Annotated in this window: 15 protein-coding genes; 7 read left to right on the top strand and 8 right to left on the bottom strand. The window is 65.4% G+C overall.

Translation table 11 applies throughout. From position 1 onward, the window contains the following. The first annotated feature begins 57 nt into the window (after nt 1-57). Nucleotides 58-3,282 (top strand): S41 family peptidase, encoded by a 3,225-nt coding sequence (locus ACWPM1_RS06300; RefSeq protein WP_455693983.1) that lies wholly within the window; start codon nt 58-60, stop codon nt 3,280-3,282. Here the strand turns inward: ACWPM1_RS06300 and glmU are convergent. Further along, nucleotides 3,279-4,637 carry a bifunctional UDP-N-acetylglucosamine diphosphorylase/glucosamine-1-phosphate N-acetyltransferase GlmU gene (gene glmU / locus ACWPM1_RS06295; protein WP_455693982.1) on the bottom strand — a complete coding sequence of 453 codons (1,359 nt, stop codon included), beginning with the start codon at nt 4,635-4,637 and terminating at the stop codon, nt 3,279-3,281. The two genes, ACWPM1_RS06300 and glmU, sit on opposite strands and share 4 nt — an antisense overlap. Before the next feature lie 59 nt (nt 4,638-4,696). Between glmU and ACWPM1_RS06290 the strand changes: the two genes are divergently transcribed. The 3 genes from ACWPM1_RS06290 (at nt 4,697) to ACWPM1_RS06280 (ending at nt 7,525) form a co-directional block, all read left to right on the top strand. Then, nucleotides 4,697-5,365, top strand: coding sequence for an HAD-IA family hydrolase (locus tag ACWPM1_RS06290; RefSeq protein WP_455693981.1), 669 nt, complete (start codon nt 4,697-4,699; stop codon nt 5,363-5,365). A gap of 92 nt (nt 5,366-5,457) precedes the next feature. Beyond that, complete coding sequence (locus ACWPM1_RS06285) at nt 5,458-6,390, top strand: SDR family NAD(P)-dependent oxidoreductase (RefSeq protein ID WP_455693980.1); 933 nt, start codon at nt 5,458-5,460, stop codon at nt 6,388-6,390. A gap of 64 nt (nt 6,391-6,454) precedes the next feature. Next, nucleotides 6,455-7,525 carry a hypothetical protein gene (locus ACWPM1_RS06280; RefSeq protein ID WP_455693979.1) on the top strand — a complete coding sequence of 357 codons (1,071 nt, stop codon included), beginning with the start codon at nt 6,455-6,457 and terminating at the stop codon, nt 7,523-7,525. On the opposite strand, the gene ACWPM1_RS06275 is transcribed toward ACWPM1_RS06280, so the two are convergent. The 4 genes from ACWPM1_RS06275 to ACWPM1_RS06260 are packed head-to-tail and all read right to left on the bottom strand — an operon-like array spanning nt 7,522 to nt 10,490. After that, nucleotides 7,522-7,875 carry a DUF2794 domain-containing protein gene (locus tag ACWPM1_RS06275; RefSeq protein ID WP_455693978.1) on the bottom strand — a complete coding sequence of 118 codons (354 nt, stop codon included), beginning with the start codon at nt 7,873-7,875 and terminating at the stop codon, nt 7,522-7,524. The two genes, ACWPM1_RS06280 and ACWPM1_RS06275, sit on opposite strands and share 4 nt — an antisense overlap. Continuing rightward, nucleotides 7,872-8,576 (bottom strand): serine O-acetyltransferase EpsC, encoded by a 705-nt coding sequence (gene epsC / locus ACWPM1_RS06270; protein WP_455693977.1) that lies wholly within the window; start codon nt 8,574-8,576, stop codon nt 7,872-7,874. Before epsC ends, ACWPM1_RS06275 begins: the two co-directional genes overlap by 4 nt. Nucleotides 8,577-8,604: 28 nt before the next feature. Further along, nucleotides 8,605-9,213 (bottom strand): ATPase, encoded by a 609-nt coding sequence (locus ACWPM1_RS06265; RefSeq protein WP_455693976.1) that lies wholly within the window; start codon nt 9,211-9,213, stop codon nt 8,605-8,607. Beyond that, nucleotides 9,213-10,490: a heavy-metal-associated domain-containing protein gene (locus ACWPM1_RS06260; RefSeq protein WP_455693975.1), complete on the bottom strand. Its 1,278-nt coding sequence runs from the start codon at nt 10,488-10,490 to the stop codon at nt 9,213-9,215. The genes ACWPM1_RS06265 and ACWPM1_RS06260 overlap by 1 nt, the downstream gene beginning before the upstream one ends. Nucleotides 10,491-10,560: 70 nt before the next feature. Here ACWPM1_RS06260 and purM point away from each other — a divergent pair, with 70 nt between their 5' ends. From purM to ACWPM1_RS06245, 3 genes are read left to right on the top strand one after another with little or no spacing between them, the layout of a single operon-like run. Beyond that, nucleotides 10,561-11,667: a phosphoribosylformylglycinamidine cyclo-ligase gene (gene purM, locus ACWPM1_RS06255; RefSeq protein ID WP_455693974.1), complete on the top strand. Its 1,107-nt coding sequence runs from the start codon at nt 10,561-10,563 to the stop codon at nt 11,665-11,667. Continuing rightward, nucleotides 11,660-12,613: a phosphoribosylglycinamide formyltransferase gene (gene purN / locus ACWPM1_RS06250; protein WP_455693973.1), complete on the top strand. Its 954-nt coding sequence runs from the start codon at nt 11,660-11,662 to the stop codon at nt 12,611-12,613. Before purM ends, purN begins: the two co-directional genes overlap by 8 nt. Before the next feature lie 13 nt (nt 12,614-12,626). Further along, nucleotides 12,627-13,820: a sulfotransferase family protein gene (locus tag ACWPM1_RS06245; protein ID WP_455693972.1), complete on the top strand. Its 1,194-nt coding sequence runs from the start codon at nt 12,627-12,629 to the stop codon at nt 13,818-13,820. Here the strand turns inward: ACWPM1_RS06245 and mddA are convergent. The 3 genes from mddA to ndk form a co-directional block, all read right to left on the bottom strand. Next, complete coding sequence (gene mddA, locus ACWPM1_RS06240) at nt 13,817-14,557, bottom strand: methanethiol S-methyltransferase (RefSeq protein ID WP_455693971.1); 741 nt, start codon at nt 14,555-14,557, stop codon at nt 13,817-13,819. The genes ACWPM1_RS06245 and mddA overlap by 4 nt on opposite strands. An 80-nt stretch (nt 14,558-14,637) precedes the next feature. Then, entirely contained in the window at nt 14,638-15,045 is a 408-nt protein-coding gene (locus ACWPM1_RS06235; RefSeq protein ID WP_455693970.1) for a nuclear transport factor 2 family protein, read from the bottom strand. 118 nt (nt 15,046-15,163) lie between these two features. Continuing rightward, nucleotides 15,164-15,586, bottom strand: a complete 423-nt coding sequence (gene ndk / locus ACWPM1_RS06230; protein ID WP_455693969.1) for a nucleoside-diphosphate kinase — start codon at nt 15,584-15,586, stop codon at nt 15,164-15,166. Nucleotides 15,587-15,610 lie beyond the last annotated feature (24 nt).

The following is a 15,610-nucleotide window of genomic DNA, read 5'->3' as shown; positions in this document are numbered from 1 at the left end:
GCCATGCACGCTTGAGGCAGACAGGTCCCAACCGCTTGACGGATATGGGGGACTCTCGTGAAATCGGCCATCCTGGGCGCCAGCCTGCTCGCGCTCGCCATGTCCACCGCCTCGCCTGCGCAGACCGCACCACCCCCTTCGCTCCCGTCCTTCGCGGAGCCCGCGCTGTCTCCCGACGGGAGTACAATCGCTTTCGTTTCGGGCGGGGATATCTGGGAAGTTCCAGCCGAGGGCGGGATTGCCCGCCTCGTCATAAGCGACGCGGCGACCGAGGGACGGCCTCTCTACTCGCCCGACGGCCGCAAGTTGGCCTTCACCTCGACCCGCGGAGGCGGGAACGCGAACATCTTCGTGCTCGACCTCGACACCGCGCGCGTCACGCGGATCACCTGGGCCGAGACGGGCGAGGAACTCAACGGCTGGTCGCCCGACGGGCGCTGGATCTACTTTTCTTCTGCCCAAAAAGACATTGGCCGGTTCACCGATGTGTTCCGGGTGCCTTCCGGCGGTGGGACCCCGGTCCAGGTCACGCGCGAAACCTATCTGCCCGAATTCCAGGCCGCGCCTTCGCCTGACGGCAACCGATTGGCGCTGCTCGCACGCGGCAGCATGGCCGCTGGCCAATACTGGCGCAACGGACACGCGAACATCGACAAGACCGAGCTCTGGCTCAAGGACCTGGGTCCGGAAGGCGGGTATACGCGTATTGCCGCCCCCGGCGCCAAGCAGGCGTGGCCGATGTGGAGCCCGGACGGGTCCACGATTGCCTACATGAGCGATCAGGACGGAACCGAGAACCTCTGGCAGATCGATGCGAGCGGGGGCGCCGCCCGGCAGCTCACTCGTTTCACCGACGGACGGCTGCTGTTCCCACAGGCGGCGGCCGATGGCAGCGCAATCGTCTTCGAGCGTAACTTCGGCATCTGGCGTTATGATAACGATAGCGGCACGGGGGCGCCCGTGGAAATCACCCTGCGGGGGGCTCCCGCCGGACCGTCGACGCAGAACGTGGTGGTTGACAGCTTCGACCAGATTTCAGTCGCCCCCGATGGCAAGAAGCTGGCGCTGGTCGGGCGCGGCGAGTTGTTCGGCCTGCCGACGAAGGACGGCACGACCGAGCGGCTGACCAGCGCACCCACCGCGGAGGGCCAGGCCACCTGGTCGCCCGACTCCAAACGCCTGCTCTACGTTGGAGAGCGCGGCACCCAGCAACTGCTGTTCGAATACGACGCGGCAGCCCGCAAGGACACCCAATTGACGGCGAGCGGGATTGCCGCCGCGCCGGTCTATTCCCCCGATGGCAAGTCCGCGGTCTATATCCGCGACCGGCGGGAGCTGCGCCTCGTCACCCTGCCGCGCGCCGGCGGACCGGCCGCGGAGAAAACGCTGTTCACCGGCCAGATCGATCCCAACTGGACCTCCACTCCGCCTGTGTGGTCGCCCGATGGCCAGTACGTCGCGTTCGTGGATGTCGATGCCAAGTCGTTTGCAAATGTCTTCGTCGTGCCGGCGGCTGGCGGGGCGGCGCGGCAGGTCACCTTCCTTGCCAACGGGCAGACTGCAGGCTTGGCCTGGTCGCCCGACGGCAAGTACATCCTGCTCTCGAGTGGCCAACGGGCCGAACCGCAGCGGATCGTTCGGGTCGACCTGCTGCCGGATGTTCCCAGCTTTCGTGAGGACGTGTTCCGGGGCTTGTTCGGCCCCGGGGAGCAACCGGGGGCTCCCGAGAGCGACAAGCCGGTGACCGACCGGCCCGCAAAAGACCCGGCAAAGCCCGCGGATGCGGTTACGCCCAAAGCCGCTCCGGTTCGAATTGCCTGGGAAGGCCTGCGCCAGCGTGTGAGCTTCCTGCCTTTGGGGCTCGACGCACAGTCGCCAGCCATCAGCAGCGACGGCAAGACGCTGGTATTCCTGGCTACCGCCGGGGGAAGCCAGAACCTCTACAGCTACAACCTGGACGAGCTGGCGACCGAGCCGCCGCGCCCGAAGCAGATCAGCTCCAGCGCCGGGCCAAAGGCTGGTTTTGGGCTTTCGGCCGATGGCAAGACGCTGTGGTACCTCGACGGCGGGAAAGTCATGACGACCCCCCTGCTCGAAAGTTCCCCCAAGCCGTTGCCCGCACGGGCCGAGGTCGCCGTCGAGTTCGACCGCGAGAAGCAGGTCGTGTTCGACCAGGCGTGGTCGCTCCTCGACACCTATTTCTACGATCCCAAGTTCCACGGCGTGGATTGGGCCGCGGCCCGGCAGAAGTGGCAACCTTACGTCAGCGGATCGCGCACGCCGGCCGAACTGCGACGGAACATCGGGCTGATGATCGGCGAGCTCAATGCGTCGCATTCGGGTATCGGCAATCCCGGCGCGGTAGAGAACAACCGGGTGGGCGATATCGGCGTGGCGTTCGACCGGTCCGCCTATGAAGCCTCGGGGGCCCTCGTGGTGCACGGCCTGGTACCGCTCGGGCCGGCCGCGGTCACCGGGAAGATCGCCCGGGGCGATCGCATCATAAGCGTGGATGGCATCGACACGATGGGGCGCAACTTCGACCAATTGCTGGAGAGAAAAGTCGGCAAGCAGGTCGTTCTGGGCGTCCAATCCCCCGGGGCCTCGGTGCGATCGGTTACGCTTCAGCCCGCGTCGGACGACGTCGTCACCGGACTGCGCTACCGCGGCTGGGTCGAGGAACGCCGCCAGCTCGTGGAGCGCTTATCCGACGGCCGCCTGGGCTACGTCCACATCCCCGACATGGGTGACGCCTCGCTGGAACAGCTGCAGATCGACCTCGACGCGGCCAATCAGAGCAAGCAGGGCGTGGTCGTCGACGTGCGCAATAACAACGGCGGATACGTGCACGGTCGCGTGCTCGACATCCTCTCGCGCCGCGACTTCCTGAGCATGACGCAGCGCGGCATGACCCGCTTCCCCGCCCGACAGGCCCTCGGGCAGCGCGCGCTGGGCCTGCCGACCGTGGTGCTCGCCAACGAATCCACGCTGTCCGACGGCGAGGACTTCATGGAAGGCTATCGCGCGTTGGGCCTCGGCAAGATGGTCGGCCAGGACAGCGCAGGGTGGATTATTTACACCAGCAACGTGCCGTTGATCGACGGCTCGCTCGTGCGCGTGCCGAGCTTGCTGATCGAAGGAGCTAACGGCGACAACATGGAACTCGCCGGCAGGAAGGTGGACGTCGAGGTCCAGCAACCGCTTGGCGACAGCGAACGCGGAGAAGACACCCAACTCGCCGCGGGCGTCAGGCTATTGCTCGAACAGCTTGGCGGCAGCTAGCGCTTCTTCTCCGCAGCCTTCTTCTTTTTCATCGCGTCGTGGAAACGGTCGGCCCAGCCTGGTTTGACCAGCTGGTCCGCGCGGACCATGCGCAGCTCACCGTCGTCGACGTCCCGGCTCACCGTGCTTCCGGCCGCCACGATCGCGTCGGCGCCGATACGCACGGGCGCCACCAGCGCGCTGTTCGAACCGATGAAGGCGCGCTCGCCGATCACCGTCTTGTGCTTGAAATAGCCATCGTAGTTGCACGTGATCGTGCCGGCACCGATGTTTGCCCCGGCGCCGATTTCCGCGTCGCCGAGATAAGTCAGGTGGTTGGCCTTGGCACCTTCGCCAAGGACGGCTTTCTTCATTTCGACGAAGTTGCCGATCTTGGACCGGGTTTTCATAACAGCTCCAGGGCGCAGGCGGGCGAACGGGCCGACCTCGCAGCCTTCGCCCACGGTCGCGCCTTCCAGATGGCTGAACGCGCGGATGGTCGCGCCGTCGGCGACCGACACGCCGGGGGCGAACACGACGTTCGGCTCGATGGTGACGTCGCGGCCGATCTCGGTATCCCAGGAGAAGAACACCGTCTCGGGCGCGCGTAGAGACGCCCCATTCGTCATGGCCTCGGCGCGCTTTAACTGCTGCCATTGCGCTTCGGCTTCGGCCAGTTCGCCGCGAGAGTTGATGCCCGCCACTTCGCCCGAATCGTCGGTCACGACGACCGCACTCTTGCGGCCTTCAGACCGCGCAACATTTACGACGTCGACGAGATAGAACTCGCCCGCGGCGTTGTCGTTACCCACCCGAGCGAGAAGCGCGAACATGTCTTCGGCGCGCGCGGTCATGAGGCCCGAGTTGCACAGGCGGCAGCTGCGCTCATCCGCGCTCGCGTCCTTATGCTCGACCATCTTCTCGATGGTGCCGTCAGGCGCGGCGATAACCCGGCCGTACTGCAGGGTATCATCCGGCTCGAAGCCGAGGACGACCACCGCCGGCGCATCGTCGGCGTGCAGCCGGTCGAGCATTCGGCGCATCGTCGCGGCGCGCACGAAAGGCACGTCGCCATAGAGGATCAGCACGTCGCCATTGAACCCCGCCAGACTCGCTTGCGCTTGCTGCACTGCGTGCCCGGTGCCGAGCTGTGGCTCCTGCAACGCGGTCGCGACGCCGGCCGGCACAGCCGCCTCGATCTGCTCCCGCCCGCTGCCCACCACCACGACACGATGCGCGGGGCCGAGCTCGTCGACACTCGCCAGCAAGTGATGCAGCATCGGCCGTCCGCCGATCGGATGGAGCACCTTGTGCAGGTCGCTCTTCATGCGGGTGCCCTTGCCGGCAGCGAGGACGACGGCGGCGAAATCTCTCATTTGCAGGCCCATGCCACCAATTTCTTGCCGTTGGAAGAATGGCGGGTACGCACCCCCTCATGGCCAAATTCCCATTCGACATCGTCGGCTTCGACCTGGACGGTACCCTGCTTGAGACACACAAAGATCTGGGGGCGGCGGTCAATCACGCGCTGGGCGTCGGTGGGTTCGAACACGTCCCGGTCGAGGGCATCGAAGACCTGATCGGTGGCGGCGCGAAGATGATGCTCAAGCGTGTCGTCGAGAGTCGGGGCGGCCTGCCGGACGATGAGTTTCGCGTACTCTACAAGGAACTCCTGGCCTTCTATGCGGAGAACAACTGCGTTCATACGACACCCTATCCTGGCGCGTCCGAAACGCTCGTGGCCCTGGCCGCACGCGGCGTGCGGCTCGCCCTCGTTACCAACAAGTTCGAAAGCTTCGCCCGCGCGATCCTCACGAAGTTGGATCTGGCGCGGCACTTCGAAGTGATTCTAGGCGGGGACACTTTGGGCAAGGGCCGGTCCAAACCCGCGCCCGACCCACTGTTCGAAGCGCGCGCGCAACTCGGCGGCGGTTGCTTCGCCTATATCGGCGACAGCAGCTACGACGTCCTGTCGGCGCGGGCAGCGGGCGTGCCGGTGATTGTCGCCGGCTATGGCTACTGTGACAAGCCTCCCGCCGACCTCGGCGGCGATGCGGTCATCATGGGTTTCGGCGAGCTGATCCCGGCTCTCGAACGGCTATGAAACGAGCCCCATTGCATCGCCCCGCGGTTGGTGCCAACGCCGCGTCACACTTTACGGGCGCGTAAAGCGCCGACAGCCAGGAGCATTCTGTCATGACCATCTCGTTCAAGGACAAGGTCGCCATCGTCACCGGCGCGGGCGGCGGGCTGGGCCGCGAATACGCGCTCGAGCTTGCCCGGCGCGGCGCGAAAGTGGTGGTGAACGATCTGGGCGGCTCGCGTGACGGCACGGGTCACTCCGACATGGCTCTGCAGGTCGTGGAAGAGATCGAACGCGCAGGCGGCGAAGCAGTCTCGAACGGCGCGTCGGTCACCGAATTTGAGCAGATGGAAAAGATGGTTGCCGACGCCAAGCAGAAGTGGGGCGGCGTGCACATCCTGATCAACAACGCCGGCGTGCTGCGCGACAAGACCTTCGCCAAGATGGAGCCGGCCGACTTCGAGTTCGTGGTAAAGGTCCATCTGACCGGCTCGGCATTCGCCACCAAGGCGGTGTGGGAAACGATGCGCGAGCAGGCCTACGGCCGCATCCTGATGACGGCGTCGAGCACCGGGCTGTTCGGCAATTTCGGCCAAGCGAACTACGGCGCGGCCAAGCTCGGCCTCGCGGGCCTTACCAAGACGCTGCAGCTCGAAGGCGGCAAGTACAACATCAAGGTCAACACGCTTTCGCCGGTCGCCGGCACGCGCATGACCGAAGACCTGTTCCCCGAGCAGGCCTTCAAACTGTTCGCTCCGGAAAACGTCGTACCCGCGGCGCTTTTCCTCGTCAGCGAGGACGCGCCGACGAACGCCATCGTCGGCGCTGGCGGCGGCGGATACCACTCCGCCTGGGTCATGATGAACGACGCCGTCTGGCTGCCCGAGGAAGATCGCACGGTCGAAGGCTTTGCGGCACGGTGGCAAGACATTTCCGCGCAGATCAACTTGCGGGCACCCAATTCGGGCAGCGAGCAGTCAGGTGCGATCCTCGCGGCCATGCAGAAGGTGCTCGGGGACGCAGTGCCCACCTCTACCCGGAGCTGAGCTTACCGTATTGACACACTAATACAGTTTGAGGCACTCTCCCTCGCATAACAGGGAGAGTGCCATGTATTCCGACGAGGATCTGCAATCTGCGGTCGCCAACGGCGCATTGAGTGCCGAGGCCGCCGACACGCTCCGCGCCCACGTGGCCGCTCGGCAGGACATGCCGCCCGGCGACGAGGAACGGTTCCGTTTCATCACCGGCTTCAACGACATATTCGTCACCATAGCGGCAATCATGATCCTGGTTGCGATGGCCGGGATCGGACAGGTGTTTACCCCAATGGTCGACGGACCGCCCCCGTTTTCCGGCGTACTAATCGCCGGTGCCGCATGGACAATGGCCGAATTTTTCACCCGCAAGCGCCGCATGGCCCTGCCCAGCATCGTTCTCCTGCTTGCCTTCGTCGGCGGCGTGATGGAGGCCCTGATCGGCTTCCTGGTAATGGCGTTCGAGAATCAGGGCGACAATGAGCGACTTGCCGCCGCCCTCTTCGCGGGGGCCGGATTGGTTACCGCCGGTGCGGCCTGGCTCCATTGGCGCCGCTTCATGGTGCCGATCACGGTCGCTGCGGGCGCAGCGGCGATAGCTGCTACGATCATCGCTCTTATCCTCGCCGCCATCGGACCCGACAGCCTGCGGCCCGAGACGACCCTCATGCCGTTGGTGTTCGTCGCCGGTCTGGCGGTGTTTGCTTTTGCGATGCGCTGGGACATGAGCGACCGCCAACGCCAGACACGGCGCAGCGATGTCGCCTTCTGGCTCCATCTGCTTGCCGCCCCGATGATCGCACACCCTCTGTTCCACTGGCTGGGTGTGACGCAGGGCGACGATATCGGGGTGAGCGCCGTTGTCGGCGTCCTTCTTGTCTACATCGCACTCGGTATCGTCGCGCTGGCTATCGACCGGCGTGCGCTACTGGTCTCGGCCCTCGCGTACGTCTTGGCCGCCCTGACCTGGCTGTTCGATCGCTTCGGCGCGGTCGAGCTCAACGTCGCGCTCACCGCGCTGGTAATCGGATCAGCGCTGCTGACCTTGAGCGCGTTTTGGACGCCGATCCGGCGGACGGTAGTAGGCACCCTGCCCGGCACCTTGCAGCAACGGCTGCCGGTGACCGAGCTTATCACCGCCTAATCGCCGACTGCCTTGACCAGCCGACGCTCGACCGGGGCCAGCACCCCGGCGAGTTCGTGCCCGCGTTTGAGAATCTGGCCGTGCTCACCGAACAGCGTCCACATGCCTTGACGGCCGCGCAAGCTGGGGCGTTTTTCCACACGCGCTTGCGGCCGTTCGGCGGCGCGCCGAAATGCGGCGAAGGCGGCGAAATCGCGATTGAAGTCCATCGCGTAGTCCCGCCACTCGCCTGCTGCGACCATCCGACCATACAGATCGAGTATGCGTCCGAGTTCCTCGCGCGTGAAACCGACCTGATTGGGAGCGCGACCCGGAAACGGAACGATCGAACCGCCAGAAGCGAAATTCATCCGCGATCGGTTCCGCTGCGTCGCTTGGCCGCCGCACGCTCGGGTATCGCTGCGCGCAACTCGGCGATCTCGGCGCGGAGCGCGGCGAGCTCGCTCTCGAGCTTCTCGACGCAGTCCCGGCTGGGTGCGCAAGGCTCGTCGCACGGGGTGCCGTAAGGCAAGAAGTCCTTGATCCATTCCTCCGCCGGAACGAGCGTCGAACGGGCCTTGAGCCCGATCATCGTCGCCCCCTCGGGAACGTCGTCCGTAACCACCGCGTTGGCCCCTATGCGCGCACGCGCGCCAACGGTGATGGGGCCGATCACCTGGGCGCCGGAACCAATGATGACGTTATCCCCGATCGTCGGATGGCGCTTGCCGCCCACACCGTTAGTCGGATTGGTGCCGCCGAGGGTCACGTTCTGGTAAATCGTCACGTCATCGCCGATGCGCACGGTCTCGCCGATCACGCTGAAGCCATGGTCGATGAAGAAATTGCGGCCGATCTCGGCGCCCGGATGGATGTCGATTGCGGTGAGGAAACGGCTCAAGTGATTGATCACCCGGGCGAGAAAATAGAGCTTGGCTTCGTAAAGCCAGTGGGCAGCTCGGTGAAAGCCGAGAGCCAACACCCCCGGATAAGTGAGGATTTCCCAGCGCGAGTGGGGCGCGGGGTCCCGCGCGCGGATCGAGTCCAGGTAGCTCGTCAAATTCTCGAACATACCCTGCGATTCTCCCACCGAAGGCGCTTCAAAGCAAGCGCGGCTGCTCAGCCCCTTGCACCGCCTCGAGCGCATCGCGCCATACCGACAGGGTCGGCGGCACCTTACGCTCCAGGCTTAGCCGATCGATCGTGGCGACCACCGCCTCGACCCCGGCAAAGCTCCGCTCAAGTCGCGGAACCAGATAATTAGGAGCGCCCTCGCCAATGGCAAGGCCGAGCGCCTCGGCATGTGCTTCGATGAGTGCCTCCAGCATGGCATCGTCGGGCACTCCGATGGTAAGGTGGAGCGCGGCGCCGAGTCGGCTGCGTAAATCGGGCAAGACAATCTGCCACGGGTCCCGACCGGTCACGAGAAGCAGAGCGCGCCCGCTTTCCTGAGCCCGGTTCCATCGATGGAACAAATCGGTTTCCTCGACTGCGTCTGCGTCGTCGATCGTCTCGATGCCCTGTCCCTCGGCCCAGCGGGCCAGCAACGACTTGCCGCTGCGCCGCGGCCCGGCCAGAATCGCGGTGCCGTAGGGCCATGCTGCAGGATCCGATAGCGCATCGACGGCTGCCCGATTGGCGTTTCCGACTACGATCCGCGCCGGGTCTTCCGCCCGCCGCCTCGTCAACGGCAGCGCGATCTGCGCCATCAGCGACTGATCGCGAGAGCGTTGCCCGACTGGCGCACGTTGAACCCGCGCGACCGGAGCGCCGCGGCAAGATCCGCCGAGGACCCGGCGAAGTTTACGATCATGACGCTGGTCCCCCCGATTGCCGTGCTTGTCGCTGCCGCGGCCTGCACGCGGGCCGTCCCGCGCACTGCGACAAGGGTCGCGTCGAATACGGCGGCGGTTGGGGTGGCGAATTGTATGGTGTAGGTTGCGATGGCCGGTTCGGGCGTAGGGCTGGCCTCGGGCGAAGGCGTCGCGCCTGCCCGATCGGCCGCATCGGCCGCCGCGCGGGCCGCACGCTCCTGGGCATCGGCCGCGCGGGCCATGTCGATCAGCCGCTGGATCGCAGGGTCGATCTGCAGGCCGCCAAGGTTCAAGGTGGGATCGGGTTTGAGTTTCCCTTCCGACAGCGCCCGCTCGTAGATCGCGTTGAACCGCAGAACCGCTTGATCGAGCATCGCCGGGAGCGCCTCCTGGTTCGGGGCAGCGAGGGTGAAGCTGCCGAGGTACGTATTGTCCGGCCCATAGCGAGCGGTAAACTGGCCGCGCACGGGACCGCCCGGGTACTGGTGGCGCAAGTCGGCAATGGCGATGAGAACGTCGGACGCGCCGAACTGATCCAGCACGTTGCGCCACCACGTGCGGCTGCGGCGCGTGATCTGGCCGGCTGTCAAAAGCAGCGAATCGCCGCCGGCGCCGGTAGGGCGGACGTAGTCGATGCGGCTGGCACCAGGCTGGTACTCCGCCCAGGCCCGCTGCCACGGGTTGCGCATCTCGTAGACCGTCTGCGTCCCCGCGCTGAAGGTCACCGGCAGCAAGAGCAGCGGGGCCGAATGCTCGACATCCCCGCCCCGCCCCAGCAAGCCGCCGGCACGCGACCGATCGAACACGACGCCAAGGCGGGCGATGTAGCGGTTGGGTCCAAGCTGCTCGTGCTCGATCACCACCGAGGAGACCATCGAATAGAGCTGGCCGTCGGGGATCGCCGGACCGTCGATCTTCTTCCAAGCGAGCCGCATCGCCTCTCGCCAGCCTTCATCGCGCGCTTCCTCGGCGGACTTGGCCGTAACGTCCACCTCGATCCCGCCGACCTGTATGTCACCCGAGGCGGCAACGGCCGCGATGCCGCGATCGCCACCGATCTGCGCGACCAGAGCCCTGCCCCCCAGAACGAGGAACGCGGCAGCGGCAAGGGCGGCGATGGCGAGGAGCACAGCGCGGCGCGGATCGCGCATGGGAAGGAGGGTGGTGGCCATAGGGGAAATCGGCGGCCTTTTGCCCAAACGGGCATGGAAATCCAAGCGCGAATGCGTCAGGGCCCGGAGCATGACGTCGAATGGTCCACCACCGCGCTCCTACACCTACGAATCGGCCGGAGTTTCGATCGACGCGGGCAATGCGCTGGTGCGCGCGATCGGTCCGCTGGCAAAGGCAACCGCACGGCCCGGTGCCACCAGCGAACTCGGGGGGTTCGGCGGCTTCTTCGATCCCAAGGCGGCAGGTTATTCCGACCCGCTGCTGGTGGCGGCCAACGACGGCGTCGGCACGAAGCTCAAGCTGGCGATCGATTACGACCGGCACGACACTGTCGGCATCGACCTCGTCGCGATGTGCGTCAACGACCTGATCGTCCAGGGGGCCGAGCCCCTGTTCTTCCTCGATTACTTCGCTACCGGCAAGCTCGAGACCGGCGTCGCCGAGAGAGTGGTCGCGGGCATTGCGGAAGGCTGCAAGGAAGCCGGATGCGCTCTCATCGGAGGAGAGACCGCCGAAATGCCCGGGATGTACGCCGCGGGCGACTACGACCTGGCAGGCTTTTGCGTAGGTGCGGTCGAGCGAGGCGAGCAACTCACAGGGGAGAACGTGGCACCCGGGCACGTACTCCTCGGCCTCGCCAGTTCGGGAGTGCACTCCAACGGGTACTCACTCGTTCGGCGGCTGGCCGACGACATGGGCTGGCGGATGGACCGCCCGGCCCTGTTCGACCCGAGCACCCGCCTCATCGATGCCCTAATCGCACCCACCAGGATCTACGTGAAGAGATTGCTGCCACTGGTTCGGGCCGGGAAGATCGATGCCTTGGCGCACATTACCGGCGGAGGCTTGCTGGAGAACATTCCTCGCGTGCTGCCGGAGAACGCCCATGCGATCGTCGACGCCGACGCATGGGAGCAGCCGCGGCTGATGGCGTTCCTCCAGGCGCAAGGCAACATCGAGCCAGGGGAAATGGCCCGCACCTTCAACTGCGGGATAGGCATGGTCCTGGCGGTGGAACCTGAGTTGGCGCGCGAGGTGGCGGCCGATCTGGAAGCCAACGGCGAGACCGTTAGCCGGATCGGCGAGGTAATCGAGGGCCCACGCGGTTGCACGGTGCGCGGGTCGAGCGAAACCTGGTCAGCACGGGAATCATGGGAGGCCCGGCACCTTGCGTAGACCGGCCAAGGTCGCCGTGCTCATTTCGGGCAGCGGAACCAACATGGCCGCCCTGCTCTACGCCAGCAGGATGGCGCGATCGGCCTACGAGGTCGTCCTGGTTGCCAGCAACGATCCCGAAGCGACCGGCCTGAAGCTGGCCGAGGCCGAGGGCGTCCCAACGTTTTCGCTTTCGCACAAGGGCATGGACCGCGCGGCGCACGACGCCGCGATGAGCGCTGCCATTCGCCAGAGCGGGGCGGAGTACGTGGCGCTTGCCGGGTACATGCGCGTGTTGGGCGATGCATTTGTCCGCCAATGGGCGGGCCGGATGATCAACATTCATCCGTCCCTTCTGCCGAAGTACCGCGGTCTGCACACGCACCGGGCCGCGCTCGATGCCGGGGATGCGAAGGCCGGGTGCAGTGTCCACCTGGTGACCGAAGAACTCGATGCCGGGGAAGTGCTTGGACAGGCCGAGGTTTCGGTGCTGGCGGGCGACACCGAGTCGAGCCTCGCCGCGCGTGTCCTCATTGCCGAGCATCAGCTCTATCCGCGGGTACTGAGCGAGTACGTCGCCCGCCCCTACGACGCGGCATGGCTGGTGGCCCAAGTTCGCGCACGAGCAATGGCGCTGCCGATGGCCGAGGAGACCACCAGCCACGGCATGCCCTGCTTCGGCATCGAAAAGGGCAAGAAGTTCGCCTGGGTCTCGGTCGATCACCACGGCGACGGCAAGACGGCGCTGCTTGCCAAGATCAGCGGGGCCGACGAGCAGTTGCAGCTGATCGAGAACGACGGCGAGCGCTACTATCGCCCGGCGTACTTCGGAGCCGAGTGGATCGGCATTCGCCTGGACCTGGGGGATACCGACTGGGAAGCTATCGAAGGCTGGCTGCAGCGCAGCTGGCGTGTCGTCGCCCCCAAAAAGCTCACGTCCTTGATCGACGCCGCCGACCAGTTCTGATGGCGCAACGGTATTGACCGCTGAACGCCCGCACCCGCTGGCGGTCTCGCGCGCCGCGAAGCTGGCAGATCGGGCGGTAGCGGCAATCTGGCGCAAGGGTGCGATGTCCAAGCCACCGCTCGAACCCGACTACCTATGGCGTATAGGCAGTCGCGGTTACACCCAAGCGGACGAACATGGTGGCCGCCGCGACGAAGACGTGGCCGATTTTCGCGAGCGCCTCGATCGGCTGTGTCAGTCGCTACAACGGGAATCGCAGCTCAATGCGCTAGGCCATACGATGGCGTACGGCCAACTGACTTCGGCCATTCGCAAGCGTCACGCGCTTGGCCGCTTATGGCGGGAGCGGCCCGAGGTTGCGACGGCGCCAATCGCGCCCCCGATCGTCGTCCTCGGCCAGATGCGCGCGGGCACCACCCGCATTCACCGTCTGCTTGCCGCCGATCCCGCACACGTCGGGACCCGCTTCTGCAACAGCGTCGACCCGGTTCCGCGGCGACCGGATCACCGCCCCTTCAAGTCCGCACTCGGCCTCGCGATCGCGCGGCGGATCAATCCCTGGCTCGATACGCTGCATCCCTTCGGAGCCACCCGGGTGGACGAAGAGATCGGCTGGCTCTCTGCGGCGCTTTCTCCATGTGCCTACGAAGCGCAGTGGCATATACCCACCTTCGTAGCGTGGAGCGAGGCTCGCGATCCCTCGCCGATTTACCGCGAGTTCGTTCGCATCCTCCGAACCGATGCGGCGGCGATGAAGAACGAGGAACTCTCCCGTGTGCTCAAGTGCCCGCAGTTCGCCGAGGACTCGCCCGCCCTACTCTCTGCATTCCCCGATGCGAGGTTCGTCGAAGCGCACAGGGCTTCGGACGAAGTCTTGGAGAGCGCCGTGTCACTAGTTGCCAGTCAATCGGCATTTCAGTCGGATCATGCCGACTTAGCCAACATTCGTTCGGAGTGGATGCGCAAACTGGGCCTCCGCGCACAGCGGATGGACGCGGCGCGACCGCGAACTTCGCCCGTGGTCGTCAAGTTCGACGCATTGAACGCCGATTGGCGCGGCGCCATCGCACAACTCTACCGCTCATTGGGCTTGTTCCTGTCGGACGCGGCGCGGGTGGCGATGGAGCGAGAGCAACGCTACAGCGCGCGTTCGCCGCATTTATCCCATGGGGCCGCGCTAAAGCGCTTCGCTCGCCAGCAACCTTAGGCGGCTCGCCGGCCGATCCCCGGTATGACGGCCCCCACGCGCTTGCGATAATCGGTGTAATGTTCGCCGAAATGTCCGACGAGATCGCGCTCCTCGTGGGCTATGCCGATGAAGATGTAGACCGAGAACCCGACAGCAAACAGCAGATGCCCGTAGGTCATCTGCGGCGTCGCCCAAAAAGCCAGCAGGAACCCGCTATAAATCGGATGTCGCACCCAGCGGTACAGTAACGGCGTTCGGAATTGCTGCGACGGTTCATCCAGACCACGCGTGTGACGCCACGCCTGCGCGAGCCCGAACAGTTCGAAATGGCTGATCAACCATGTCGCGATGAACAGTATGACCCAGCCCGCCAGGAAAAGGCTCCATACCCCCATCCGGGCGGTCTCGTTCTCGATCAGCCAAACGGTGCCGCCGATGGGGTGCCAGAACGCGAACAAGGCGATCAGGCACAGCGCCGAAGCAAGGCAGTAGACCGAACGCTCCAACGCCGGCGGAACTACCCGCGTCCACGCGGCCTTAAAGGATGGTCGGGCCATCACCGAGTGTTGAACGCCAAAAAGGGCGATCAGAGCAACGTCGACGAAGGCGGCAAAGGCCGGTGATGCGGAGAGGCCCTTGTCAACATGCGTCGGGAGAAGGTCGAGCGCCGCGGCAAAACCGATGAGATATACGAACGCACCGAAGAAGGCCGCGTAGCACAGCAGAGCGACCGGCATGGCCAGAGGTCGAGACATAGCTCCCACTCCCCCAGATGAGAGCAACCCGCCTAGACCACTTATCACAAATAATTGACTAGGCGAAATCGAGGCAGGGATCAGGGCGTGCCGGGCTTCTCGGGCGCGCGCTCGGACATGTCGATGGTGGCTTCGGGGTTGAACGCGCGGTTGAGGCGCGGCGGGCGACCCTCCGCCCAGGCCTGCCACTCGGCGATCAGCCCGTCCTCGCAACGCGCGCGCCAGACGGCCCGGCGGCGGCCCACCTCGGGATTGGCGCTTTCGACCCACCCGCGCATCAATACATACGGATCGCTGAAGCTGGTGGTCTCGACCTCCAGCCGGAGGCCGGGGTCGGCCGCGAAGAGCATGCGCGCGCCGGCAATCGCCGTTTCGCGACCGACAATCCCCTCGCGCCAGCTGTCGATACTAGTGAAGTCTTCGGTGACGAGGCCCCGCAGGGCATCGGCGTCATGCGCGTTTACGGCCGCGACGAAACGCCCGGCCAATGTCTTACATTTCCTGCCCCGACCCCAAAGCATGGCGCGCCATACCACGATTCGAGCGACCGTGGCGTGACATTTGCTAGGACAGTGTAAAGTCGGCGGCCTATCGCCCGCCGCCTATTCAGCCGACGATTTCGTCGGGCTTGAAAAAATAGTCGATCTCGATCCGGGCATTCTCGTCGCTGTCCGAACCGTGAACGGAATTCGCCTCAATGCCTTCCGCGTACGTCTTGCGAATGGTGCCTTCGGCGGCGTCGGCGGGATTGGTCGCGCCCATCACGTCACGGTTGCGCTTCACCGCATCCTCGCCTTCAAGGACCTGGACCACGACCGGGCCGCTGGTCATGAACTCGCACAGTTCGCCGAAGAACGGGCGTTCCTTGTGCACCGCGTAGAAGCCCTCGGCCTGCTCGCGGGTCATCTGGATGCGCTTGGACGCGACAACGCGAAGGCCGGCGTCTTCCAGCATCTTGGTCACGGCGCCGGTAAGATTGCGGCGGGTGGCATCGGGCTTGATGATCGAAAAGGTGCGGGTGACCGCCATGACAGTTTCCTTGCGAACGGAGAG

It is taken from the genome of Tsuneonella sp. HG249 (assembly GCF_053819205.1).
The sequence above is the reverse complement of the archived record's forward strand: the minus strand, read 5'-3'. Positions and strand labels throughout refer to the sequence as shown.

What these genes read in the sequence shown, in the direction of transcription:
- glmU (WP_455693982.1), bottom strand. Translation starts at nt 4,637, where the DNA reads ATGAGAGATTTCGCCGCCGTCGTCCTCGCTGCCGGCAAGGGCACCCGC.
- ACWPM1_RS06290 (WP_455693981.1), top strand. Translation starts at nt 4,697, where the DNA reads ATGGCCAAATTCCCATTCGACATCGTCGGCTTCGACCTGGACGGTACC.
- ACWPM1_RS06285 (WP_455693980.1), top strand. Translation starts at nt 5,458, where the DNA reads ATGACCATCTCGTTCAAGGACAAGGTCGCCATCGTCACCGGCGCGGGC.
- ACWPM1_RS06280 (WP_455693979.1), top strand. Translation starts at nt 6,455, where the DNA reads ATGTATTCCGACGAGGATCTGCAATCTGCGGTCGCCAACGGCGCATTG.
- ACWPM1_RS06275 (WP_455693978.1), bottom strand. Translation starts at nt 7,875, where the DNA reads ATGAATTTCGCTTCTGGCGGTTCGATCGTTCCGTTTCCGGGTCGCGCT.
- epsC (WP_455693977.1), bottom strand. Translation starts at nt 8,576, where the DNA reads ATGTTCGAGAATTTGACGAGCTACCTGGACTCGATCCGCGCGCGGGAC.
- ACWPM1_RS06265 (WP_455693976.1), bottom strand. Translation starts at nt 9,213, where the DNA reads ATGGCGCAGATCGCGCTGCCGTTGACGAGGCGGCGGGCGGAAGACCCG.
- ACWPM1_RS06260 (WP_455693975.1), bottom strand. Translation starts at nt 10,490, where the DNA reads ATGGCCACCACCCTCCTTCCCATGCGCGATCCGCGCCGCGCTGTGCTC.
- purM (WP_455693974.1), top strand. Translation starts at nt 10,561, where the DNA reads ATGACGTCGAATGGTCCACCACCGCGCTCCTACACCTACGAATCGGCC.
- mddA (WP_455693971.1), bottom strand. Translation starts at nt 14,557, where the DNA reads ATGTCTCGACCTCTGGCCATGCCGGTCGCTCTGCTGTGCTACGCGGCC.
- ndk (WP_455693969.1), bottom strand. Translation starts at nt 15,586, where the DNA reads ATGGCGGTCACCCGCACCTTTTCGATCATCAAGCCCGATGCCACCCGC.